At 72.6% G+C, this 19,099-nt stretch carries 13 protein-coding genes; 7 read left to right on the top strand and 6 right to left on the bottom strand.

Annotation, left to right across the window (positions count from 1 at the left end; all coding sequences use genetic code 11):
* The first annotated feature begins 30 nt into the window (after window positions 1–30).
* On the top strand, window positions 31–2,220 hold the full coding sequence (locus BUB75_RS19535) for an ATP-binding protein (protein ID WP_073258967.1): 2,190 nt from the start codon (window positions 31–33) through the stop codon (window positions 2,218–2,220).
* Here the strand turns inward: BUB75_RS19535 and BUB75_RS19540 are convergent.
* Together BUB75_RS19540 and BUB75_RS19545 are read right to left on the bottom strand one after the other, a co-directional pair.
* Entirely contained in the window at window positions 2,207–4,804 is a 2,598-nt protein-coding gene (locus BUB75_RS19540) for a bifunctional FO biosynthesis protein CofGH (protein ID WP_073259200.1), read from the bottom strand. The genes BUB75_RS19535 and BUB75_RS19540 overlap by 14 nt on opposite strands.
* A 57-nt stretch (window positions 4,805–4,861) precedes the next feature.
* A complete protein-coding gene (locus tag BUB75_RS19545; protein WP_143175306.1) occupies window positions 4,862–5,941 on the bottom strand; it encodes a hypothetical protein in 1,080 nt (359 codons plus the stop codon).
* A 130-nt stretch (window positions 5,942–6,071) separates the two neighbouring features.
* Here BUB75_RS19545 and cofD point away from each other — a divergent pair, with 130 nt between their 5' ends.
* The gene (gene cofD / locus BUB75_RS19550) at window positions 6,072–7,067 is read left to right on the top strand and encodes a 2-phospho-L-lactate transferase (protein WP_073258969.1); all 996 of its coding nucleotides are present in this window, start codon (window positions 6,072–6,074) and stop codon (window positions 7,065–7,067) included.
* A 67-nt stretch (window positions 7,068–7,134) separates the two neighbouring features.
* The gene (locus BUB75_RS19555) at window positions 7,135–8,496 is read left to right on the top strand and encodes a coenzyme F420-0:L-glutamate ligase (protein WP_073258970.1); all 1,362 of its coding nucleotides are present in this window, start codon (window positions 7,135–7,137) and stop codon (window positions 8,494–8,496) included.
* Window positions 8,497–8,550: 54 nt separating this feature from the next.
* On the opposite strand, the gene BUB75_RS19560 is transcribed toward BUB75_RS19555, so the two are convergent.
* The 4 genes from BUB75_RS19560 to BUB75_RS19575 form a co-directional block, all read right to left on the bottom strand.
* Window positions 8,551–9,219 carry a DNA-3-methyladenine glycosylase family protein gene (locus BUB75_RS19560; RefSeq protein WP_218617640.1) on the bottom strand — a complete coding sequence of 223 codons (669 nt, stop codon included), beginning with the start codon at window positions 9,217–9,219 and terminating at the stop codon, window positions 8,551–8,553.
* Between the two features lie 265 nt (window positions 9,220–9,484).
* Window positions 9,485–10,576 (bottom strand): mannose-1-phosphate guanylyltransferase, encoded by a 1,092-nt coding sequence (locus BUB75_RS19565; RefSeq protein WP_073258971.1) that lies wholly within the window; start codon window positions 10,574–10,576, stop codon window positions 9,485–9,487.
* A gap of 67 nt (window positions 10,577–10,643) precedes the next feature.
* The gene (locus BUB75_RS19570) at window positions 10,644–11,789 is read right to left on the bottom strand and encodes a glycosyltransferase family 4 protein (RefSeq protein WP_073258972.1); all 1,146 of its coding nucleotides are present in this window, start codon (window positions 11,787–11,789) and stop codon (window positions 10,644–10,646) included.
* A 213-nt stretch (window positions 11,790–12,002) separates the two neighbouring features.
* On the bottom strand, window positions 12,003–14,744 hold the full coding sequence (locus BUB75_RS19575; RefSeq protein ID WP_073258973.1) for a SpoIID/LytB domain-containing protein: 2,742 nt from the start codon (window positions 14,742–14,744) through the stop codon (window positions 12,003–12,005).
* Window positions 14,745–14,916: 172 nt separating this feature from the next.
* Here BUB75_RS19575 and BUB75_RS19580 point away from each other — a divergent pair, with 172 nt between their 5' ends.
* The 4 genes from BUB75_RS19580 (at window position 14,917) to BUB75_RS46330 (ending at window position 19,059) form a co-directional block, all read left to right on the top strand.
* Entirely contained in the window at window positions 14,917–15,684 is a 768-nt protein-coding gene (locus tag BUB75_RS19580) for a TIGR03089 family protein (protein WP_073258974.1), read from the top strand.
* A gap of 574 nt (window positions 15,685–16,258) precedes the next feature.
* Window positions 16,259–16,945, top strand: a complete 687-nt coding sequence (locus BUB75_RS19585; protein WP_073258975.1) for a glycosyltransferase family 2 protein — start codon at window positions 16,259–16,261, stop codon at window positions 16,943–16,945.
* An 88-nt stretch (window positions 16,946–17,033) separates the two neighbouring features.
* Entirely contained in the window at window positions 17,034–17,858 is an 825-nt protein-coding gene (locus tag BUB75_RS19590; protein ID WP_073259202.1) for a DUF1028 domain-containing protein, read from the top strand.
* A gap of 109 nt (window positions 17,859–17,967) precedes the next feature.
* On the top strand, window positions 17,968–19,059 hold the full coding sequence (locus tag BUB75_RS46330; protein WP_073258976.1) for a hypothetical protein: 1,092 nt from the start codon (window positions 17,968–17,970) through the stop codon (window positions 19,057–19,059).
* The last annotated feature ends 40 nt before the right edge of the window (window positions 19,060–19,099 follow it).

Here is a 19,099-nt window from a genome sequence, read left to right on the forward strand (position 1 = left end):
CTGCGAAGACGACCAGCATGGGGGTGCCGGGTGGATCGTCCGACGAGCGGCTACTGGCCCAGCCGGGACACCGTGCTGGCCGCGCCCGACCGGATCGCAGCCGTCGACCGCGCGCAGGCCATCGCTTCCCGCTGCCTCGCCGATCAGCTGGCCCGGCTCGTCGCCGAGGCCTGCGGGGCACCGAACGCGCTGATCTCGCTGGTCCATGTCCAGCGCCAGATCGTGCTCGGCTCGTTCGGCGCCGGGCGCGCGGGTGCCGGCCCCGCCGAGATCGCCGCCGAGCGGTCGCTGTGCGAGGCGGTGGTCGCGGCCGGGATCCCGATCATCGTCGGCGACGCGACCCAGGACCGGCGGTTCGCCGAGACCGCCGCGGTACGGAAGCACGGCCTCGCCGCCTACGTCGGGTTCCCGATCCGGGACGCCGACGACCAGGTCGTCGGCGTCCTGGCGATCGGCGACCATCTGCCGCGCGACTGGTCGGCCCGCCAGCTCACGGTGATCGACGACGCCGCCCAGCTGTTCACGACGGGCCTGGCAGGCGAGATCGACCGCGAGCGCCGGAGCGCCAACCCACCGCCGGTCGCCGACGTCAACGACGAGCTCGCCGACCGGCTCGACGAGATCAACGCGTTCACCGACGCGCTGCTCACCAGCCTCCAGACCGGCGTCGCCGCCTGCGACCGGCACGGGCGCCTGGTCGTCTTCAACCAGGCGCTGCGCCGGATGCTCGGCGTCGCCGACGACAACTACGCCGACTGCGCGCCGGACGAGTGGCCGGCCGCCATGCACCTCTACCACCCCGACCGGCGTCCGTTCTCCGCCGACGACATGCCGCTCCGCCGGGCGCTGCGCGGCGAGCGTGTCCGGGACATCGACGTGCTGGTGCTCGCCCCGGGCCACCGCCCGCGGATGGTCTCGGTCAACGGCCAGCCGATCGTCGACACGTCAGGCGACCGGATCGGCGCGGTGATCACCGCCGAGGACATCACCCAGCGCCGCCGCGCGGAACAGCTCCAGGCCTGCGAGCTGGCCACGGCGCAGGCACTGGCGGACACGTCCGACCTGGCCGCCGCCACCACGACGACGCTCGCGGCGATCGGCACCAGCCTGCACTGGCCGCACGCCGAACTCTGGCTCGCCGACGAGCTGTCCGGCGCGCTCACTCCGATCGCCCGCTGGGACGAGCCCGGACGCGAGCCGATCCCGCGCATGTCCGAGCCCGTCGTCGGTGGTTCCGGCCTCACCGGCACGGTCTGGAAGACCGGGACGCCGATCTGGGTGGCGGACATCGCGACCGGACCGCTGTCGGACCCGATCGCAGCCGGCTGCGGCCTGCACGCCGCGCTCGGCGTCCCGGTGCGCAGCGGCGAGCGGACGATCGGCGTCCTGACGTTCTACTCCGCGCACGCCGAGGAGCCCGAGAGCTCGCTGATCGCGGTCCTGCTCGGCATCGCGGCGCAGATCGGGCAGTACCTGGAGCGCCGCCGCGCGGAGAGTTACGCCGCCCGGCTGGCACGCTCCGAGGAGGAGTACATCGCGCTGGTCGGCCACGAGCTCCGGACGCCGTTGACGTCGATCGCGGCCTACACCGAGCTGCTCCGCGAGTCCGGGGACGAGGAGCGTCTCGGCGGCGTCCGGCCGCTGCTGGAGGTCGTCGACCGCAACACGCGCCTGCTGCTGGCGATCGTCGAGAACCTGCTCGACCTGGCCGCGCTCGACTCCGGCCACACGATGCTCGAACTCGTCCCCACCGACCTGGCGACGATCGTCCGCGACGCGGTCGACGCGTACGCTCCGGCCGCCGGCGAGCAGGGCGTCCGCCTCCGGGCGCAGCTACCGTCGGAGGCGCCGCTCGTCGCCGACCCGGAACGGCTCCGGCAGGCCGTCGACCACCTCATCGACAACGCCGTGCGCTACAGCCCGGACGGCGGGGACGTGGACGTGTCGCTCGAGGCCAGTGACGGGTCGGTGGCGCTCACCGTCGCCGACACCGGAATCGGCATCCCGGTGAACGAGCTGGAGGTCGTGACCCGCCGGTTGCGCCGCGGTACCCGCAGCACCGAACGGAAGATCCGCGGTACCGGGCTCGGCCTGGCGATCGCCACGACCGTGCTGGCCAGGCACGGCGGCACGCTCACCCTGCAGTCGCAGGGTGAGCAGGGCACGACCGCGACCGCACGGCTCCCGCTGCGTCCCCCGGTGGCCGCTACGCGAGAGTGAGCGTCGGACGCGAGGGCACCACGCCGTAGGTGGTGGTGCGCTGGCGAACGGGCCGCCCGGCCGCCGCGGCCATCGCGTGCAGCTCCTCCACGCTCCGCTCGCTCCCGTTCTCCGACCCGGCCATCCGGCTGATCGTCTCCTCCATCAGCGTGCCGCCGACGTCGTCGGCCCCGCCGTTGAGGATCTGCACCGCGCCCGCGTCCCCGAGCTTCACCCACGAGCACTGGATGTGGTCGATCCGCCCGTGCAACGCCAGCCGCGCGAGCGCGTGCACCGCCCGGTTCTGCGCGTTCGTCGGGCCCGGACGGGCGATGCCCGCCAGGTAGATCGGCGCGTTGTGGTGGACGAACGGCAGCGGCACGAACTCGGTGAAACCACCCGTCTCGTCCTGGATCTGGGCCAGCGTCCGGAAGTGCCCCAGCCAGTGCCCGGAGTGGTCGACGTGCCCGTACATCATCGTGGACGACGAGCGGATCCCCAGCTCGTGCGCGGTCTTCACGATCGAGATCCACTCCGCGGCCGGCAGCTTGCCCTTGGTGAGCACCCACCGGACCTCGTCGTCGAGGATCTCGGCGGCGGTACCCGGGATCGTGTCGAGCCCCGCCTCCTTCATCATCACCAGCCAGTCGCGCACCGACATGTTCGCCTTGGCGCTGGCGGTCGCGACCTCCATCGGGCTGAACGCGTGCACATGCATGCCCGGCACCCGCTCCTTGACCGCCCGCACCAGGTCGGCGTAGCCGCGCCCGGACAACTCCGGGTCGATGCCGCCCTGCATGCACACCTCGGTCGCGCCGACCGCCCACGCGTCCGCGGCCCGGTCGGCCACCTCGTCGTTGGACAGGCGGTACGCGTCGGCGTCGGTGCGGCGCTGCGCGAACGCGCAGAACCGGCAGCCCACGTAACAGACGTTCGTGAAGTTGATGTTCCGGTTCACCACGTACGTGATCGCGTCACCGACTACCTCTTTGCGCAGGTCGTCGGCCAGCCGCGTGAGCGTCTCCAGCGCGGCGCCCTCGGCGCCGAACAACGCCAGCGCCGCGTCGGTGTTCACCTCGTCGAGCAGTGCGGCCGGGTTCTCTGCCGCGATGCTCAAGCCTTTGCGGACGTCGTCCGCAAGCCGTTCGGGGGCGCGCTGCGGGCCGCTCTCGACGTGTTCCGCGACGGCCTCCCAGTCGCCGTAGACGGTCGAGAAGTCACCGCGGCGGTCGTCGGTGCGGCCGGTCGTATCGATCGTGGCGTGCAGATCGATCCGGCCGACGCTCTCGGCCAGCGCCGGGTCGGGCTCCTGCCACGGGCGGCCGACAGGAACGGCCTTTTCATCGGCGAGGCCGGTCGACGGGTCCATCAGCGCTGCCACGTGGGCGGCGACACGCGGATCGATCCACGGCTCGCCGGCCAGCACGTACTTCGGGTGCGCGGTGAGGCGCTCGCGCAGCGTGAACCCGGCGTTCTCGCTGCGACGGGCCAGCTCGTCGATCTGCGGCCACGGACGCTCGGGGTTGACGTGGTCGGGGGTCACCGGCGAGACGCCGCCCCAGTCGTCGATACCCGCGCGGAGCAGCAGCGCGTACTCGTCGGTCGTCTCCGCCGCCTCCGGCGTGTGCAGCTCGTCCAGGAGGTTCGGCGGCGCCTGCAGACGCATTTTCGGGCCGAGCACTAGCCGAGCCGTCGCGACCGTCGCCAGGAAGTCCTCGAAGTCGGCGTCCGGCTCGTTGCGCATCGCGGTGTCGGGCTTCGAGCGGAAGTTCTGGATGATGACTTCCTGGATGTGCCCGTACTCGCGGGCCGACTGCCGGATCGCGAACAGCGACTCGGCGCGCTCCTCGTGCGTCTCGCCGATGCCGACCAGGATGCCGGTGGTGAACGGCACCCCGACCCGTCCGGCGTCGGTCAGCGCCCGGAGCCGGACCGCGGGCTCCTTGTCCGGCGAGCCGTAGTGCGGGCCGCCCGGCTCGCTCCACAGCCGAGTGGCGGTGGTCTCCAGCATCATGCCCATGCTCGGCGCGACCGGCTTGAGCCGCTGCAGCTCGGCCCAGCTCATCACACCCGGGTTGAGGTGCGGCAGCAGGCCGGTCTCCTCGAGCACCGCGATCGCGCATGCCCGCACGTAGTCCAACGTGGATGCGTAGCCGCGGGAGTCCAGCCACTCGCGGGCGGCAGGCCAGCGCTCCTCCGGACGGTCGCCGAGCGTGAACAGTGCTTCCTTGCAGCCCTGTTCGGCGCCTTGGCGGGCGATCTCGACGACCTCGTCGCGGTCGAGGAACGTGTGCGGCACCTTGTGCGGCACGGTCGCGAACGTGCAGTAGTGACAGCGGTCGCGACACAGCCGCGTGACCGGGATGAACACCTTGCGGGAGTACGTGACGATCCCCGGCCGCCCGGCGTCGACCAGGCCGGCGTCCCGGACCCGGGACGCGATCGTCAGGAGCTCTTCGAGGTGGTCACCCCGAGCGGTGAGCAGCGTGGCGGCTTCGCCCGGGTCGAGGCTGACACCGTCCCGGGCGCGCCGCAATGCACGTTTGAGACCTCGATCGTCCGGATTTCCGGTGGTGGCGACGTTCCGGCGCGTGACCTCGACCATGACGGCCACCCTATGTCGCTGCGGAGCCGGTTGACCGAGGGGTTTTTGTGGCGCGGGTTACCTCTCGTCGTCGGCGCGCGGGCGGTGGGCGCCGCCCTGCTCCGGCGGGAGGAGGTCGTTCACGTTGACGACGTTCGTGTCCTGGCCGGGCGGGTTCGGGTAACCGCTGGTCGGGCGGGGGTAGCCGCTGGTCGGCGCGGACGCGGGCGGTGCGTAGCCGGGCTGCGCCGGGTAGGCACCGCCGGGAGCGCCGTACGGTGCGCCCGAGCCGGGCTGCCCCGGGTAGGGCTGGCCGGGCTGGTTGGGCTGGTTGGGCTGGTTGGGCGCGCCGAAGGGGCCGCCCGAGCTCGGCGGGGCGTATGCGGCGGGCTGGCCGGAGGTCGGCGCCTGGCTCGGCCACGAGTGCTGCCCCGTCTGCGGCTGCCCGGGTGCGGGCTGGCTGGGCTGTCCGGGCCAGGCTGGCTGGGCCGACTGTCCGGAGGGGTCGTAGTGGGCACCGGACGTGGGGATCGCCGAGGTGGGCTGCCCCGACGTCGGCTGACCCGGGTAACCCTGGGCGGCCTGGCCGGGCCACGGCGACTGCGCCGGCCAACCCTGCTGGGGCTGACCCGGCTGACCCGGCTGACCCGGCTGGCCGGGGTAGGGAGCCTGGCCGTACGGGCTGCCGGGCACCGCCGCCGGGCGGGAACCCCGCACGGCGAGCAGCGTCTGGAGCGCGAAGAACAGCACGCCGGCCACCAGCGCCAGCCAGGCGAGCCCTTCCAGGAACGCGACGAACGTCGCCCCGACCGAGTAGCCCGACGCGAACGTGCTGAGCATCGTCACCAGCCCGAACAGGGCAGCGAAGCCCAGCTCGGCCACGGCGATCGTGGCGGCCAGCGGCACGAGTTTGTCCTTCGCCGGACGCACGACGGCGACCAGCACGAGCGCCAGCGCGGGCAGCAGCGCCGGCGTCAACCCGAGGAACCAGCCCCGGCTGGTGGCCAGCGCGTCACTCAGATCGAGGGACGACGTCAGGATCGAGAGCAGCCCGACCACGAGCAGGAAACCGTTCACGGCCAGGAGCAGCACCGCCGCCGGTCCGCGTAACCGCTCGAAAAGTGCCCGGACGGGCGTTTCGGCCTCGGTGGACGACACGGTCTTCTCCTTTGACGGCATGATCTCCGCATATCGGCAGGTGCGCTCGCCAGCCTGGCACAACCCGCCGCCCAGGTGTGAGCGAACGCCCCGGGCGACCGCTGTCGGCGGCGTGCGCAACGATGGGAGCATGCGCATCGTCGTACTGGCAGGCGGCATCGGCGGAGCCCGCTTTCTCCAGGGCGTCCGGGCCTGGGCGGAGAATCGGCCCGGCACGCCCGAGATCACGGCCATCGTGAACACCGCAGACGACGTCACCCTGCACGGCCTGCGGATCTGCACCGACCTCGACAGCGTGATGTACACGCTCGGTGGCGGGCACGACGAGGACCGCGGCTGGGGACGAGTCGGCGAGACCTGGGCGGTCAAGGACGAACTCGCCGAATACGGCGCCGAGCCGACCTGGTTCGGGCTCGGCGACAAGGACATCGCGACCCACCTGGTGCGGACCCGGATGCTCGACGCCGGGTATCGGCTCTCGGCCGTCACCGAGGCGCTCTGCGCCCGCTGGAAACCGGGTGTCCGGCTGCTGCCGATGACCGACGACCGGGTGGAGACCCACGTCGTGCTGGCCGACGAACTCGATCCAGACGCCGGGGGCGCGGGCGTCCGCCGCCGGGCCGTGCACTTCCAGGAGTGGTGGGTCCGCTACCGGGCCGGGCTGAAGGCCGACCGGTTCGTCCAGGTAGGCGTCGAGGACGCGAAGCCTGCGCCGGGCGTCCTGGAGGCGATCGCGGCCGCGGACCTGATCCTGTTCGCGCCGAGCAACCCGGTCGTGAGCATCGACACAATTCTCGCGGTGCCGGGGATCAAGGCCGCGCTGGCGGCCGCACCCGCGAAGGTGGTCGGAGTCTCCCCGATCATCGGTGGCGCGCCGGTCCGCGGGATGGCGGAGAAGTGCCTGCCGGTGGTGGGCGTCGAGGTGTCGGCGGCGGGCGTTGGTGCGCACTACGGGGCACGCGCGTACGGCGGGCTGCTGGACGGTTGGCTGGTCGACACGACCGACGCCGGCGCGGTGCTGTTCGGCGCCGACGTCCGGGCGGTGCCGCTCTGGATGACCGATCCCCCGACGACCGCGCACATCGTCGCCGAAGCCGCCGCGATCGCCGGACTCCCCCGTGACTGACCCCGAGTCCCACGCGACAGCCGCACCGCCCCCCGACGCGGGTAGCGCGGCCGTCGGGCCGGCGCCCATGCCTCCGCCGGAGGGGGGCGCGACCGCGCGGGCCGCGGAGGTGCGGATCCTGCCGGTTCCGGGGCTTCCCGAGGTGACTCCGGGCACGGATCTCGCCGCGCTGATCGCAAGCGCGGCTCCGTGGCTCGTCGACGGCGACGTGCTCGTCGTCACCAGCAAGATCGTCAGCAAGGCCGAGGGCAGGCTCGTACCGGTCGGAACCGACCGGGAGGCAGCGCGCGAAGCCGCGATCGACGCCGAGACCACCGCGGTCGTCGCCACCCGCGGCCGCACCCGGATCGTCCGGACCCGCCAGGGGCTCGTGCTGGCCTCGGCGGGCGTCGACACGTCCAACGTGGATCAGGACGTGATCGCGCTGCTGCCCGAGGACTCCGACGCTTCGGCCCGCGCGCTCCGGGCCGGGTTGAAGGCTGCGCTCGGCGTCGACGTCGGCGTGCTGGTCAGCGACACGATGGGCCGGCCGTGGCGGGTCGGCGTCGCGGACGTGGCGATCGGCGCCGCCGGGGTCCGCCCGCTGCGCGACCTGCGCGGCCAGCGCGACGGGCACGGCAACGACCTGGCGATGACCGTGGTCGCCGACGCCGACCAGATCGCCGCCGCGGCCGAGCTGGTGAAGGGGAAGTCCGGCGGTGTTCCGGTGGCGGTCGTCCGCGGGGTACAGACGCTCGTCGACGTCGGCGGCGACGACGGACCGGGCGCCGCCGCGCTGGTCCGCGTCCTCGAGGAGGACATGTTCGCGCTGGGCACCGCCGAGGCCCGAGCCCTGGGGCACCGCGAGGCCGTGACGCTCCGCCGCTCGATCCGGACGTTCGCCGATACCCCGGTGCCCCCGGACGCGATCTCCCGTGCGGTGGCGAGTGCGGTTACGGCGCCGGCCCCGCACCACACGACGCCCTGGCGGTTCGTCCACGTCACCTCGGGCGACGTCCGCAAGCGGCTGCTCACGACGATGCGCGACGCCTGGGCATCCGACCTGCGCGGCGACGGGTTCGACGAGGACGCGATCGCACGCCGCCTCCGGCGCGGCGACCTGCTCTGGGAGGCTCCGGCGCTGGTGGTGCCGGTGCTCGCGCTGGACGGCGCGCACACGTACCCGGACGCCAGGCGCGCCGCGAGCGAACGGGCGATGTTCCAGGTGGCGATGGGCGCCGGGGTGCAGAACTTCCTGGTCGCGCTGGCCACCGAGGGCATCGGCTCGTGCTGGATCTCGTCGACGATGTTCTGCGCGGATGAGGTGCGTGCCGAGTTGAACCTGCCCGACGACTGGCACCCGATGGGCTCGGTCGCCGTCGGCTACCCCGCCGAGGCCCCTCGCCCCCGTCCGCCCCGCGACGCGAGCGCCTTCCTCATCGAGCGCTGACACCTAAGAGTGGTGTGGGCGCCCGCCCACACCACTCTTAGTTGCTCGCGGGAGTCAGAACCTGCGGTAGTCGCGCGGAGAGAAGCGCGGGCCACGGCGCGGGGGACGCTGCGCCGGGCCGACCTCGACGAGACGGATGGCGCGCGCCCGGTGCGGTGCGTACGGCGCGAGCACCTCGAGCATCCCGGCGTCGTCGAGCTTGCGCCCGACCAGCGCCCACCCGACAACGTTCGGCAGGTGGAAGTCGCCGACGCTCACGGCGTCCGCACCGGACATCGCCCGCTGCACCGCCTCGGCGGCCGTCCACGGTCCGATCCCGGGCAGCGTGCACAACACCCGGACGGCGTTCACTACCGGCCCGTGCGCCAGCTGGTCCAGCCGAGCGGCGACGGTCGCCGCCGCCCGGATCGCCCGCCGCCGCGACAGGTCGACGCCAGCCTTGTGCCACTCCCAGTCCGGGATCGCGAGCCAGTCGGCCGGATACGGCGCCACCGCCATCCCGGACGGTGCCGGGCCCGGGGCCGGTGAGCCGAACCGCCACACCAACTCGCGCCACGAGCGACGCGCCTCGATGCCGGTCACCTTCTGCTCCAGCACGGCTACCGAGACCTGGTCGAACAGCAGCCGGGTGGCCGGGAACCGCAGACCCCCGCCGCACAGCCGCCACGCCTCGCTCAACACCGGGTGGGGAGCCGCGTCCAGCACCCCGGAAAAGTCGCTCACATCGTCGTCCGCACAAAGCAGTGACGGAAGGTGTTCGAGCAGCCACGGGCCCCCCGGACCCCAGGCGTCCGCATGGATGCGGTCGGTTCGGCGAAGCCGAATCGTGCCCGGGCCGTCGGGCGTGGGCGCGGTGCGCCAGAGCGCGCCGTCGGTCAGCCGCTGGGTCGGGTCACCCTTTCCGCGGGCCAGGTGTCCGAGGGAACGGCGGAGATCCAGCGGGAAGGGCGGCTGCCAATCCCGACTGAGCGGCGACGCCGCGACCGCCTCAGCAGAGATTGCCCGCACCCTTGTTCTTCAGGGCCTCGACCAGGGACTTGACCTCCTGCGCCCGGTCGCGCGGGCAGACCAGCAGCGCGTCCGGGGTGTCGACGACGACCACGTCCCGCATGCCGAGCAGCGCGACCGTGCGGCTCGAGTTCGGGACGACCATGGCCCCGGACGTGTCGATCGTGATCACCCGGTCGTGGGTGCCGACGACGGTGTTGCCCTCGTCGTCGTGCTCCAGGACGGCCGCCAGCCCGTCCCAGTCGCCGAGGTCGTTCCAGCCGAACGCGGCCGGCACGACAGCCACCGCGCCACGAGCCGCCGCGTCCTCCATGACCCCGTGGTCGACCGAGATCTTCGGCAGCCGCGGCCAGACCTCGGAGAGCACCTCGTCCCGCCGTGGCAGGTCCCAGGATTCGCAGATCTTCATCAGCCCGCTGTGCAGCTCGGGGAGTTGCCGTTCGACCTCGGCGAGGAACGCGTCGACCCGCCAGACGAACATGCCGGCGTTCCAGACGTACTCGCCGGATTCGACGTAGTTCTCGGCCACCTCGCGCGACGGCTTCTCCTTGAACTCCAGCACCGCCCTGGCGCCGGTCGGCAGGTGGTCGCCGCAGCGGATGTAGCCGTACCCGGTCTCCGGGCTGGTCGGCGTGATGCCGATGCAGACCAGCTTGCCCTCGGCCGCGGTGTGGATCGCGGTGCGCACGGTCGTGACGAACGTCCGGACGTCCCGGACGACGTGGTCGGCGGCGAACGAGCCCATCACGGCGTCCGGATCGCGGCGCTGGATCAGCGCGGCGGCCAGCGCGATCGCCGGACCGGATTCACGCGGACCCGGCTCGACCACGATGTTGGACGCCGGCACCTCCGGCAGCTGCCTGGCGACGGCCGCGGCATGCGCTGCGCCGGTGACGACAAACGTGTCGCCGGGCAACGAGACGTACTTCAGCCGGTCGACGGTCTCCTGGATCAGCGTCCGGTCACCGCCGGTGAGCTGATGGAGAAACTTGGGATGCCCGGCGCGGGACAACGGCCACAGGCGTGTACCGCTGCCACCGGCGGGGATGACGGGATAGAAGGCTCCGCTCAATGGGCCACCTCCGAGAGGGGGTCGTCGAGGGCGATCTCCGCAGGGGTCGTTCGACAGGAACTCACCGTCACGCGCTGGCCGCCACGGCTCGAGTGAAGCTGGCGAGGTGCGCCTCGGCGGACGCGTCCCACGAGAATTCGAGAGATCGTTCCCGTCCGGCCGCCCCGAGTTGGGCGCGGCGCTCGTGGTCGTCGAGCAGCGACGCCAGGTCAGTGCCGATCTGGTCGGCGTCCTCGCCGGTGTAGGCCACGGCCTCGCCACCGACCTCGGGCAGCGACAGGCGCGGCGTGGTCAGCACGCAGGCGCCACAGGCCATCGCCTCGAGCACCGGCAGGCCGAAGCCCTCGCCGTGGCTCGGGTAGGCCACCACGATCGCCCCGCCGAGGTAGCCGGGCAGGTCGGCGTAGCGCAGGTACCCGGGGCGGATCAGCCGCAGGTGCGGCGGGATCTCCTCGATCGCGGTGTCGATCTCCTCGTCGTGCCCGGAGCCACCGGCGATCACCAGCGCGGGCGGCGCCTCGCGGTGCGCGCAGGCCCGAGCCCAGCCGCGGATCAGGTTCGGGACGTTCTTCCGCGGCTCCTGCGCCCCGAGGAACGCGACGTAGCTGGCCTGGCCGATGCCCAGCCGGGCGCGGACGCGCGCGCACTCGGCGTCGTCGGGCACGTGGAAGACCCGGGGGTCGACGCCGTGGTAGGCGACGTCGAGCTTGGTCGGGTCGGCGTCCAGCAGGCGGATCAGCTCGTCGCGGGTCGCCTTGCTCGGCACGATCACGCGGGACGCCCGGCGCATCGCGGTGCGGGTCGCGGACCGGAAGAACGCGCCCTTGCCCTTGTCGTAGTGCCGCGGGTCGGTGAAAAACGTCGCGTCGTGCACGGTCACCACGACCGGACACGAGACGCGCAGCGGCTGGGTGTAGTGCGGTGAGTGCACGACCTGGGCGTTGACGTGCTGCGCCACCAGTGGCAGGCCGGTCTGCTCCCAGGCCAGCCGGGCCGGGCGGTGCGCGACAGCCGCAGGCGCTGAGATCACGGTTGCCGCCGGGACGAGTCGGCCGTAACGCTCTGCGTCGGCCCGCTGGCAGACCACCGCCAGATCGGCGTTGGCCCGGCCGAGAGCCGGAAGCAGGCCGTCCACGTACCGACCAACGCCGCCACGGTCAGCCGGAACCGCCGTGGCGTCGACCAGGACTCGAGGGCCGTTGCCGCCTGTCACCAGTTATCTCCTCGTCGACCTGTTGTCGCACTCGTGTCGACCGATCGGACCCCGACTCGAACGAGGTCGGCTGTGACCTCGTTCGCGGTAGACCTACCCGGTCTCCCGCGCTGTAGAGAGTACGCCCGAGTGGCACCCGTCACCGTACGGTCGACGCCGTCCGTGGCGCACGTGGTGACCGCCAGGGCCTCCCCCTGGCGGTCACCGTAGCGCTTACTTCGTGAAGCCGAGGTAGGTACTCCGCAGGCCGAGACGGGTACGGAAGTCCGCCCCGGTCACGGTCGCCGTGGTGACCTTTCCGGCAGCGGTCGTACCGGTCAGCTGCACGGTCTCCACCCGGCCGCCCCAGCGTCCGAAACCGGTGCGCTTGGTGACCTTGACCGCGGTGACCTTGGTCAGGCCGGCGGCGCCGTCGACGGCCGCGAGCTGGGCCGGGGTGAGGACCTTCGTCCAGTTGGTCGCGGAGGACTCCGCGGCCAGCGTGTACGGGTCGGCCTTGGCCGGCAGGTAGCTCACGCCACCGGAGGCGGTGTAGCCGCCGCTGTCGGAGGAGAACTCGGCGCTGATGACCTTGCCGCCGACGGTCAGGACCTTGCCCGCGGTCGCGGTGATCGCGGCGTTGGTGGCGGCCGCCTCGGACAGCTTGCCGTCCCAGCACTGGTTGGCCTGGGTGTCGATGACGTCGTAGTAGCGGGACGAGGTGATCTTCGCGGTGGCGTAGGTGCGGGCCGCGATGGCCTGTGCCTGGAGCGCCGCGGCGCTCCAGCTGGAGGGCATCTCGGACGCGACGACACCACGCAGGTAGGTGTCGACCGGCATCGAAGCGACGTAACGGGCGGTGTTGTCCGCGACCAGCGCGGTCAGCGAGCCGTTGAACGTCACGCTGGTGCCGCCGCGGCAGTCGTTCTTGGCCGCACTGTAGTTCACCGTGAGCGACGCCGGGCCGCTGAACGTCACCGGGGCGGCGAGCGTGTAGGCGGTCGCCCAGGCGGTGCCGACCTTCTCCTGGATCAGGTAGCTCGCACCGCTGCGGGCGACGTGCCAGCCGGAACGCGCGGGCAGCGCGACCGTGGTGCCGTTGGCGGCGGTGGCGACCAGGCCGGTGACCGTGGTGCCGGACGTCGGGGCGAACGTGAAGTGCCCGCCGTCGATCGCCGAGAGCCGGACGCGCAGCGTCGGGTTGCCCTTCGCGGTCAGCGCCGCGCCGGGGTAGTAGAAGTTCACGATCTTGGTCGCGGACAGGCCCTGCTTCGCCGCACCCTTCGCGCCGTACTGGCTCATGCCGCGGCCGTGGCCGAAGCCGGCGCCGTAGAGGGTCAGGCCGGCCGCCGGAACCGTGGTGCCGTTCGCGGTCGCGACAGGAGTGGTGGGGCCCGCGGTCGGCGGGGCGGTCGGGGTGGTCGTGGGGGTCGGCTTGACCGTCGGGGTGGGCTTCGGGGTCGCGGTCGGCTTCGGGGTCGGCTTCGCGGTCGGCTTCGTGACCACGGGCTTCACCGCGATCGTGGTGCCGAGCTTGTAGGACGCGACAAGGGTCTTGGCCCGGGTGCGCACCCAGCTCATGATCGCCATGCCGTACTTACCCGGGCACGCGGTGGAGCTCGTGCTCTGGTGCGGGTAGATCGTCGGCAGCTTGACCGTGACCTTGGACTTGAACTTCGTCGACGGACCGCCGGTGAGGCTGGTGGTGCCGGTCGGGTTGGCCTTGGCGGTGCCCAGCTTGAACGCCGAGTAGCGGGCGACGGCCTCCTTGGCCGCCGCGGACACCGCGACCTTGGTGTGGTCGCCGATGATGCCGATGCCGCTCGTCCCGCTGTTGAAGCCACCGGCGTGCGCGGCGACGACCGCGCGGGTGAGGCCGCCGTAGCGTCCCTCCCAGACCCGGCCGAAACGGTCGATGAGCACGTTGTAACCCATGTCGCCGTACTTCTCGGTGACGGCCATGTAGTGGTAGATCGAGCGGATGATCGCCGGGACCTGCGCCGCGGTGTAGTTGTTGCTGGTCGCGGTGTGGTGGACGACGACCGCGTTCACCTTGGACGCGTACTTCGGCGTCCACTTCATGTACGCGGCGTTCGCGCCCCACGCGGCCCGGCTGTAGATCTTGACGACGCCGTTGCCGTAGGAGGCCGGGTTCGGCGCCGCGGCGGCAGCGGGCACCAGCGGGTCGGAGCTGGCAACCTCCTCGCCCTCGGGCGCGGCGGGCGCGGCGGACGCGACGGCCTCGGCCACCGCCTCCGGTGAGGCCGACGCGGTCGCGGCGGAGACGTCGGCTGCGGCCGCGTCGCTCGCGGTCACACCCGGGTTGATCAGGTCGACCTTGACGTCGACCGGCTGACGGCCGGAGACCGTGGTCACGACGACCTCGGCCGCGACGGCCTCGTCGGTCCAGACCAGGCCGGGGCCCTCACGGAGGTCGGCCGGGACCGCGTTGGTGCCGTTGCGGTCGTCGCTCTCCCCGCTGGCCGCCGTGGTCCAGGACGACCACGGAGCGGACGTCGTGGCCCGACTCCGGACCGCGACGCTGACCCGGCCCAGGGACGGGTCCCGCTGCCAGCTGACGCCGATCGCGGAGAACGGGGTGCCGCTCGCCGCCGTGCGGAGAACGCGCAGCTCGGCGGCGGCCTCAGCGGTGAACGCCAGCGGGACGCCGGCCGGCTGAGCGGTGCTCACCCGCGCGCCACCGGTGGGGTTCGAGGCGCTGCCCAGCGCGAGCGTCCGGACCGAGACCTTGGCCGGGGCGCTGGAGCCCTTGACGGAGGTGTCGGTGTCCGCTGCCGGGGTCGGCGCGGCCGTCGTCGCCTGCACCGGAGCGTCCGCCTCGGCGGGCGCGATCGGCGCCGCGGTGGCCTGTACGACGGTTCCGGCGGGCGTGAGCGCGATCCCACCGGCAACCGCCGCGACGACCGTGGCCGGGAGGGCGAGTGCCCACCGGCGCGCTGTCGTGTGTCGAGCCATGAAGCGAGTCCCCCGCGTCGTCTCAGTACGGCTTCGGTCGTGGATCGGCGTCCACGAAGAGGCCGTCGGCGCGTTCGGTTGCGGGATGAGGGGGCGCGACACCGTGCACCCGCGGCCCACCTGGCGTGCAACGATTCGGCAACCGACAACGCGGGAACGGGGCGTACGAGGCATGGCACAGCCACTGGAATCACCGGATGCGGCGTTGCGGCGCGCGCTCGCGAACGACCCGGGCCGCCCGCTGATCACGCAGTACGACGACCGCACCGGCGAGCGGGTCGAACTCTCGGTGGCCACCGTCGACAACTGGGTTTCGAAGACCGCGAACCTGCTGCAGGAGGCGGGGGTGGAGCCGGGCGCAACCGCGGCGGTGCTCCTGCCGGCGCACTGGCAGACCGCGGTGGTCCTGCTGGGCTGCTGGCGGGCCGGGGTCGCGGTCGGGTACTCCGCCGTGGCGGGTCAGGCCCTTGCTGCGGACGTCGAGCCGCAGGTCGTTTTCACGGCGGCGGACCGAGCCGCGGAGGCCGTGGATCTCGGTGGCGACGTGGGGGCCGACGAGGTGTGGGCGCTGTCGTTGGCACCGCTGGCCGCGCCGCTGCGCGAGGTGCCGTCCGGGACGACCGACTACGCCGTCGAGGTGCGCGGGCAGGGCGACCGGTTCGCACCGTACGAAACGGTGAACACCGCAGGGCCGGGGCTGCTCGGCACCGGGTCGCTCGCCGAGCTGGTGACGCTCGGGGCGGACCGCGCGCAGGCGCTGGGCCTCGACACCGGGGGGCGAATCCTGGTGGAGACCGACGAGAAGGTCCAGCCGTCACCGCTGGACTGGGTGGTGGCGCCGCTGGTGGCGGGCGCCGGTGTGGTGCTGCTGCGGCACCCGGATCCCGCTCGCGTCGACCGGGTGGTCGAGTCCGAACGCGTCACGGTGCGCTACGCATGAAAGAGCCCCGGCCCGCGTCGGCGGGCCGGGGCCTTGTTCACATGGAAGAGCGTCGAGCTCCACCCCCTGGGGAGGATCGAGTGGAGTACCGACGGCCTTCCGACCGTGTCGCCGAAGTGTCTACCGCGTGCCGCGATCAGAACCGTCTTCGGCGGTGCCGACTAATAAGTCGCCGTCGTGGACCCGAGCGAACCCGGATCGTGAACGGCGCCTCCTAGAGCCGGCGTCGTGCTCCGTCGTGCACGACGGGCGGGACCGGACGTTCCGACTGGAGGTCTCGCCCGCAAGACGTCCCGTGACCCCGAAGACTCCCGAGGTCCTAGGAACATCGGCGGAGCCCGGCATCACGGCACGTCGGTGCCGCGCAGCCGATGGCACTGGCGACGCAGCCACCGACCGCACTGCGACCAACGACTGTGCCATGCCACCCCCTTCCGTGCGTCCAGAATATATGGACATACCGTGTCTATCAGACTCAAAGCGGCAATGGAAGCCTTCCGCCCCTCTGCACCCAAATGCAACTCTGTTCTCACTGCCCTCTCCCGAGGTGGCTCGGGATCCCTAGACTCGATGCGTGAAGCTGTCCGTCCTGATGCCGGTCTTCAACGAGGAGCGCACGGTCGCTAGCGCGGTCAAACGCGTCCTCGACGTGGACTATCCGTGTCCCGTCGAACTCGTGGTGGTGGACGACGGCAGTCGTGACCGCACGGCCGCAGCGCTCGCCGGCATCGGCGACTCCCGGATGATCGTCGGGTCACACCCGCTCAACCGCGGCAAGGGCGCTGCCGTGCGCACCGCGGCGGGCCTGGCCAGCGGCGACTACGTGGTCGTCTGCGACGCCGACCTGGAGTACGCGCCGGAGGACATCCCGAAGCTCGTCCAGCCGGTCCTCGACGGGGACGCCGACGTCGTCTTCGGCACCCGCACGTTCGGTTCGCACGCGTCGTACTCATATTGGTACGTGCTCGGCAACCGCGGCGTCACTACCGCCTGCAACGTGCTGTTCAACTGCTACCTGACCGACCTGGAGACCGGATTCAAGCTGATGCCGACCGCGCTCTACCGCGAACTCGACGTCCGCGAGCCCGGGTTCGGCATGGAGGCGGAGATCGCCGCGAAGCTGCTCCGGCGCGGGATCCGGCCGTACGAGGTGCCGATTAGCTACCGGGCCCGCGGTCGCGCCGAGGGTAAGAAGATCACCTGGCGGGACGGCGTCGAAGCGGTCTGGATCCTCGGCAAGATCCGCGTCGGCGGGCGGTGACGACTGACCCCTCCCGGGGATGCCGGGACCGGCCTTACGCTTGAGCCGGTGGCCGGTGCCCGAGGAGGTCAGCGATGGTTCGCCGCAGGTGACCTTCTCCGTACTCGGCCGGGATCCGGTCACGGGGGAACTGGGCGTCGGCGTCGCGTCGTGCGTGCTCGCCGTCGGCCGGGCCGTGCCGTGGGCGAAAGCCGGCGTCGGCGTCGTCGTCACGCAGTCGCAGACCCGCCGTGGTTACGGCCCGCACGCGCTGGCCGGCCTGGAGGCCGGCGTCCCCGCCGATCAGGTGCTCCGCACGCTGCTCCGACGTGACGCCGGAGCGTCCGGACGCCAGGTCGCGGTGCTGGCCGCCGACGGGGTGGTCGCGGTGCACACCGGCGAGGGCTGCCTCGACACCAGCGGCGACCGGTACGGGGACGGCTGGAGCGTCCAGGGCAACCTGCTCCGCTCGCCCGCGGTGCTCGACGCGATGGCCGACGCCTACGTCCACAGCTCGTTGCCGCTGGCCGAGCGTCTGCTCACCGCGCTGGAGGCCGGCGAGGCCGTCGGCGGTGACCTCCGCGGACGCCAGTCGGCCGCGCTGCTGGTCGTCGGTGGCCGCCGCCTGGCCGAGCCGTGGGACGCCGTCGCGGTGGACCTGCGCGTCGACCACGCGCTCGAGCCTCTCGCCCAGCTCCGGCAGTTGCTCTCGCTGCAGCGCGCGTACGAGGACGGCGACAGCGCGATGCTGGCCGACGCCGCCCCGGACAGCACCCGGGCGGTACACGCCGCACTGGACGCCGCCCGGCGCGGCGACCTGGAGGGTGCGCGCGCGGCGCTGGCCGAGCTGCGCCGCAAGCCGGAGTGGGAAGAGTGGCTGCGGTCGGGCGCAGTCGCCGGACGCTTCCCGAACCTGACCCGTCTCCTCGACTGAACACGTCGCTCGACCCACGCCTGACCTCCGACGACGCTCGGATTGTCGGCAGCGGGGGGTAGCCTGCAATGGACGCGACGTACCCGACCCACCGGCCCGGGGAGAGCTCATGCGGCACTTCGGAAGTTTGGTGCTCGCCCTCGTCCTTGCTCCGGTGATCTGGGCGGCGGTCGCCTTCGGGCCGACCCGCCTGGCTCGATCGACGCTCGACTTACCCGGCGGCGACGACACCGATCGGTACCTCGGTATCGGCCTGCTGTTGGTGGCCGCCGTCGCGCTCGGCGTCCTGCTCGTCACCCGGCTCTCCCCGGTCGGTCCGGCGCTGGCCGGCGTCGGGTTCCTGGTCGTCTCCGGCATGGGCCTCTCGGCGAGTTCGCCGATCTACGACCTCGGCAAGGACATCCTCGACAACGAAGACCAGCAGACGTTGGTCTCGGCGGTGGCGACCGGTTATCTCTGGCTGGCCGGGTTTCTGCTGCTGACGCCGCTGGTGGTGCCGTCGCGCTGGCGGAAGGCGCGGCCCGAAGCGGTGGCGCAGCCCGCGGCCACCGGTCCGTCCGGCCCCGGCCCTGGCCCCGGCCCCGGCCCTGGCCCTGGCTCCGGTCCTGGCCCCGGCCGCGGTCCTGGCCGTTACGTTCCGGGCCACGGGCCCTCGTCCGCCCCCGAGGGGCAGCCCACCGTTGTTGGTGCGCCGCTCGGTCCCGATCGGACGCCCGGCGATGGCGGCTACCGCTCCGAGGGCCCCGAGTACGGTGGTGCGCCCGGCTGGGACAGTCCGCCGCAGCAGTCACCGGGCGGGCCGGCGCCCCAGCCGACCACGCAGTATCCCGCCGGGACGAACTACCCGCAGTCGACGTACGGGTCGGGCCCCTCCGAGCCGAACTACGGCGGCTACGGCGAGCGCCCGACGCAGGCCCCGGGTTCGGCCCAGTTCCCGTCGGCGTCGCCGTATCCCGGTTCCGGAGGTGCGCAGTACCCGCCGTCCACGTACTCCTCGACGCCGCCCGACGCGCCTTCCCCGGACGCGTACCAGGCGCAGGCCTACCCGACGACGTACTCGCCGCCCGACCAGCCGCCAGGGCCGACCAGCTACGCCCCCACGGTCTACGGGCGGTCGCGGGCAGCCGACGACACCGACGAGGCGATCCGGTCCCCCGCCCGGCCCGACAACGACGACCCCCAGGAGACCCGGCGTCTCTAGGGCGCGCTCCGAGCAGCTCCGGCGCGCTGGTGGGTGGATT

The sequence above is a fragment of the Cryptosporangium aurantiacum genome, from assembly GCF_900143005.1.
In the GTDB taxonomy this organism is placed as follows: Bacteria; Actinomycetota; Actinomycetes; order Mycobacteriales; family Cryptosporangiaceae; genus Cryptosporangium; species Cryptosporangium aurantiacum.

Excerpts from the sequence above, each read along its gene's own strand:
- BUB75_RS19575 (WP_073258973.1), bottom strand. The coding sequence starts at position 14,744 with ATGGCTCGACACACGACAGCGCGCCGGTGGGCACTCGCCCTCCCGGCC.
- BUB75_RS19540 (WP_073259200.1), bottom strand. The coding sequence starts at position 4,804 with ATGGTCGAGGTCACGCGCCGGAACGTCGCCACCACCGGAAATCCGGAC.
- cofD (WP_073258969.1), top strand. The coding sequence starts at position 6,072 with ATGCGCATCGTCGTACTGGCAGGCGGCATCGGCGGAGCCCGCTTTCTC.
- BUB75_RS19580 (WP_073258974.1), top strand. The coding sequence starts at position 14,917 with ATGGCACAGCCACTGGAATCACCGGATGCGGCGTTGCGGCGCGCGCTC.
- BUB75_RS19555 (WP_073258970.1), top strand. The coding sequence starts at position 7,135 with ATGCCTCCGCCGGAGGGGGGCGCGACCGCGCGGGCCGCGGAGGTGCGG.
- BUB75_RS46330 (WP_073258976.1), top strand. The coding sequence starts at position 17,968 with ATGCGGCACTTCGGAAGTTTGGTGCTCGCCCTCGTCCTTGCTCCGGTG.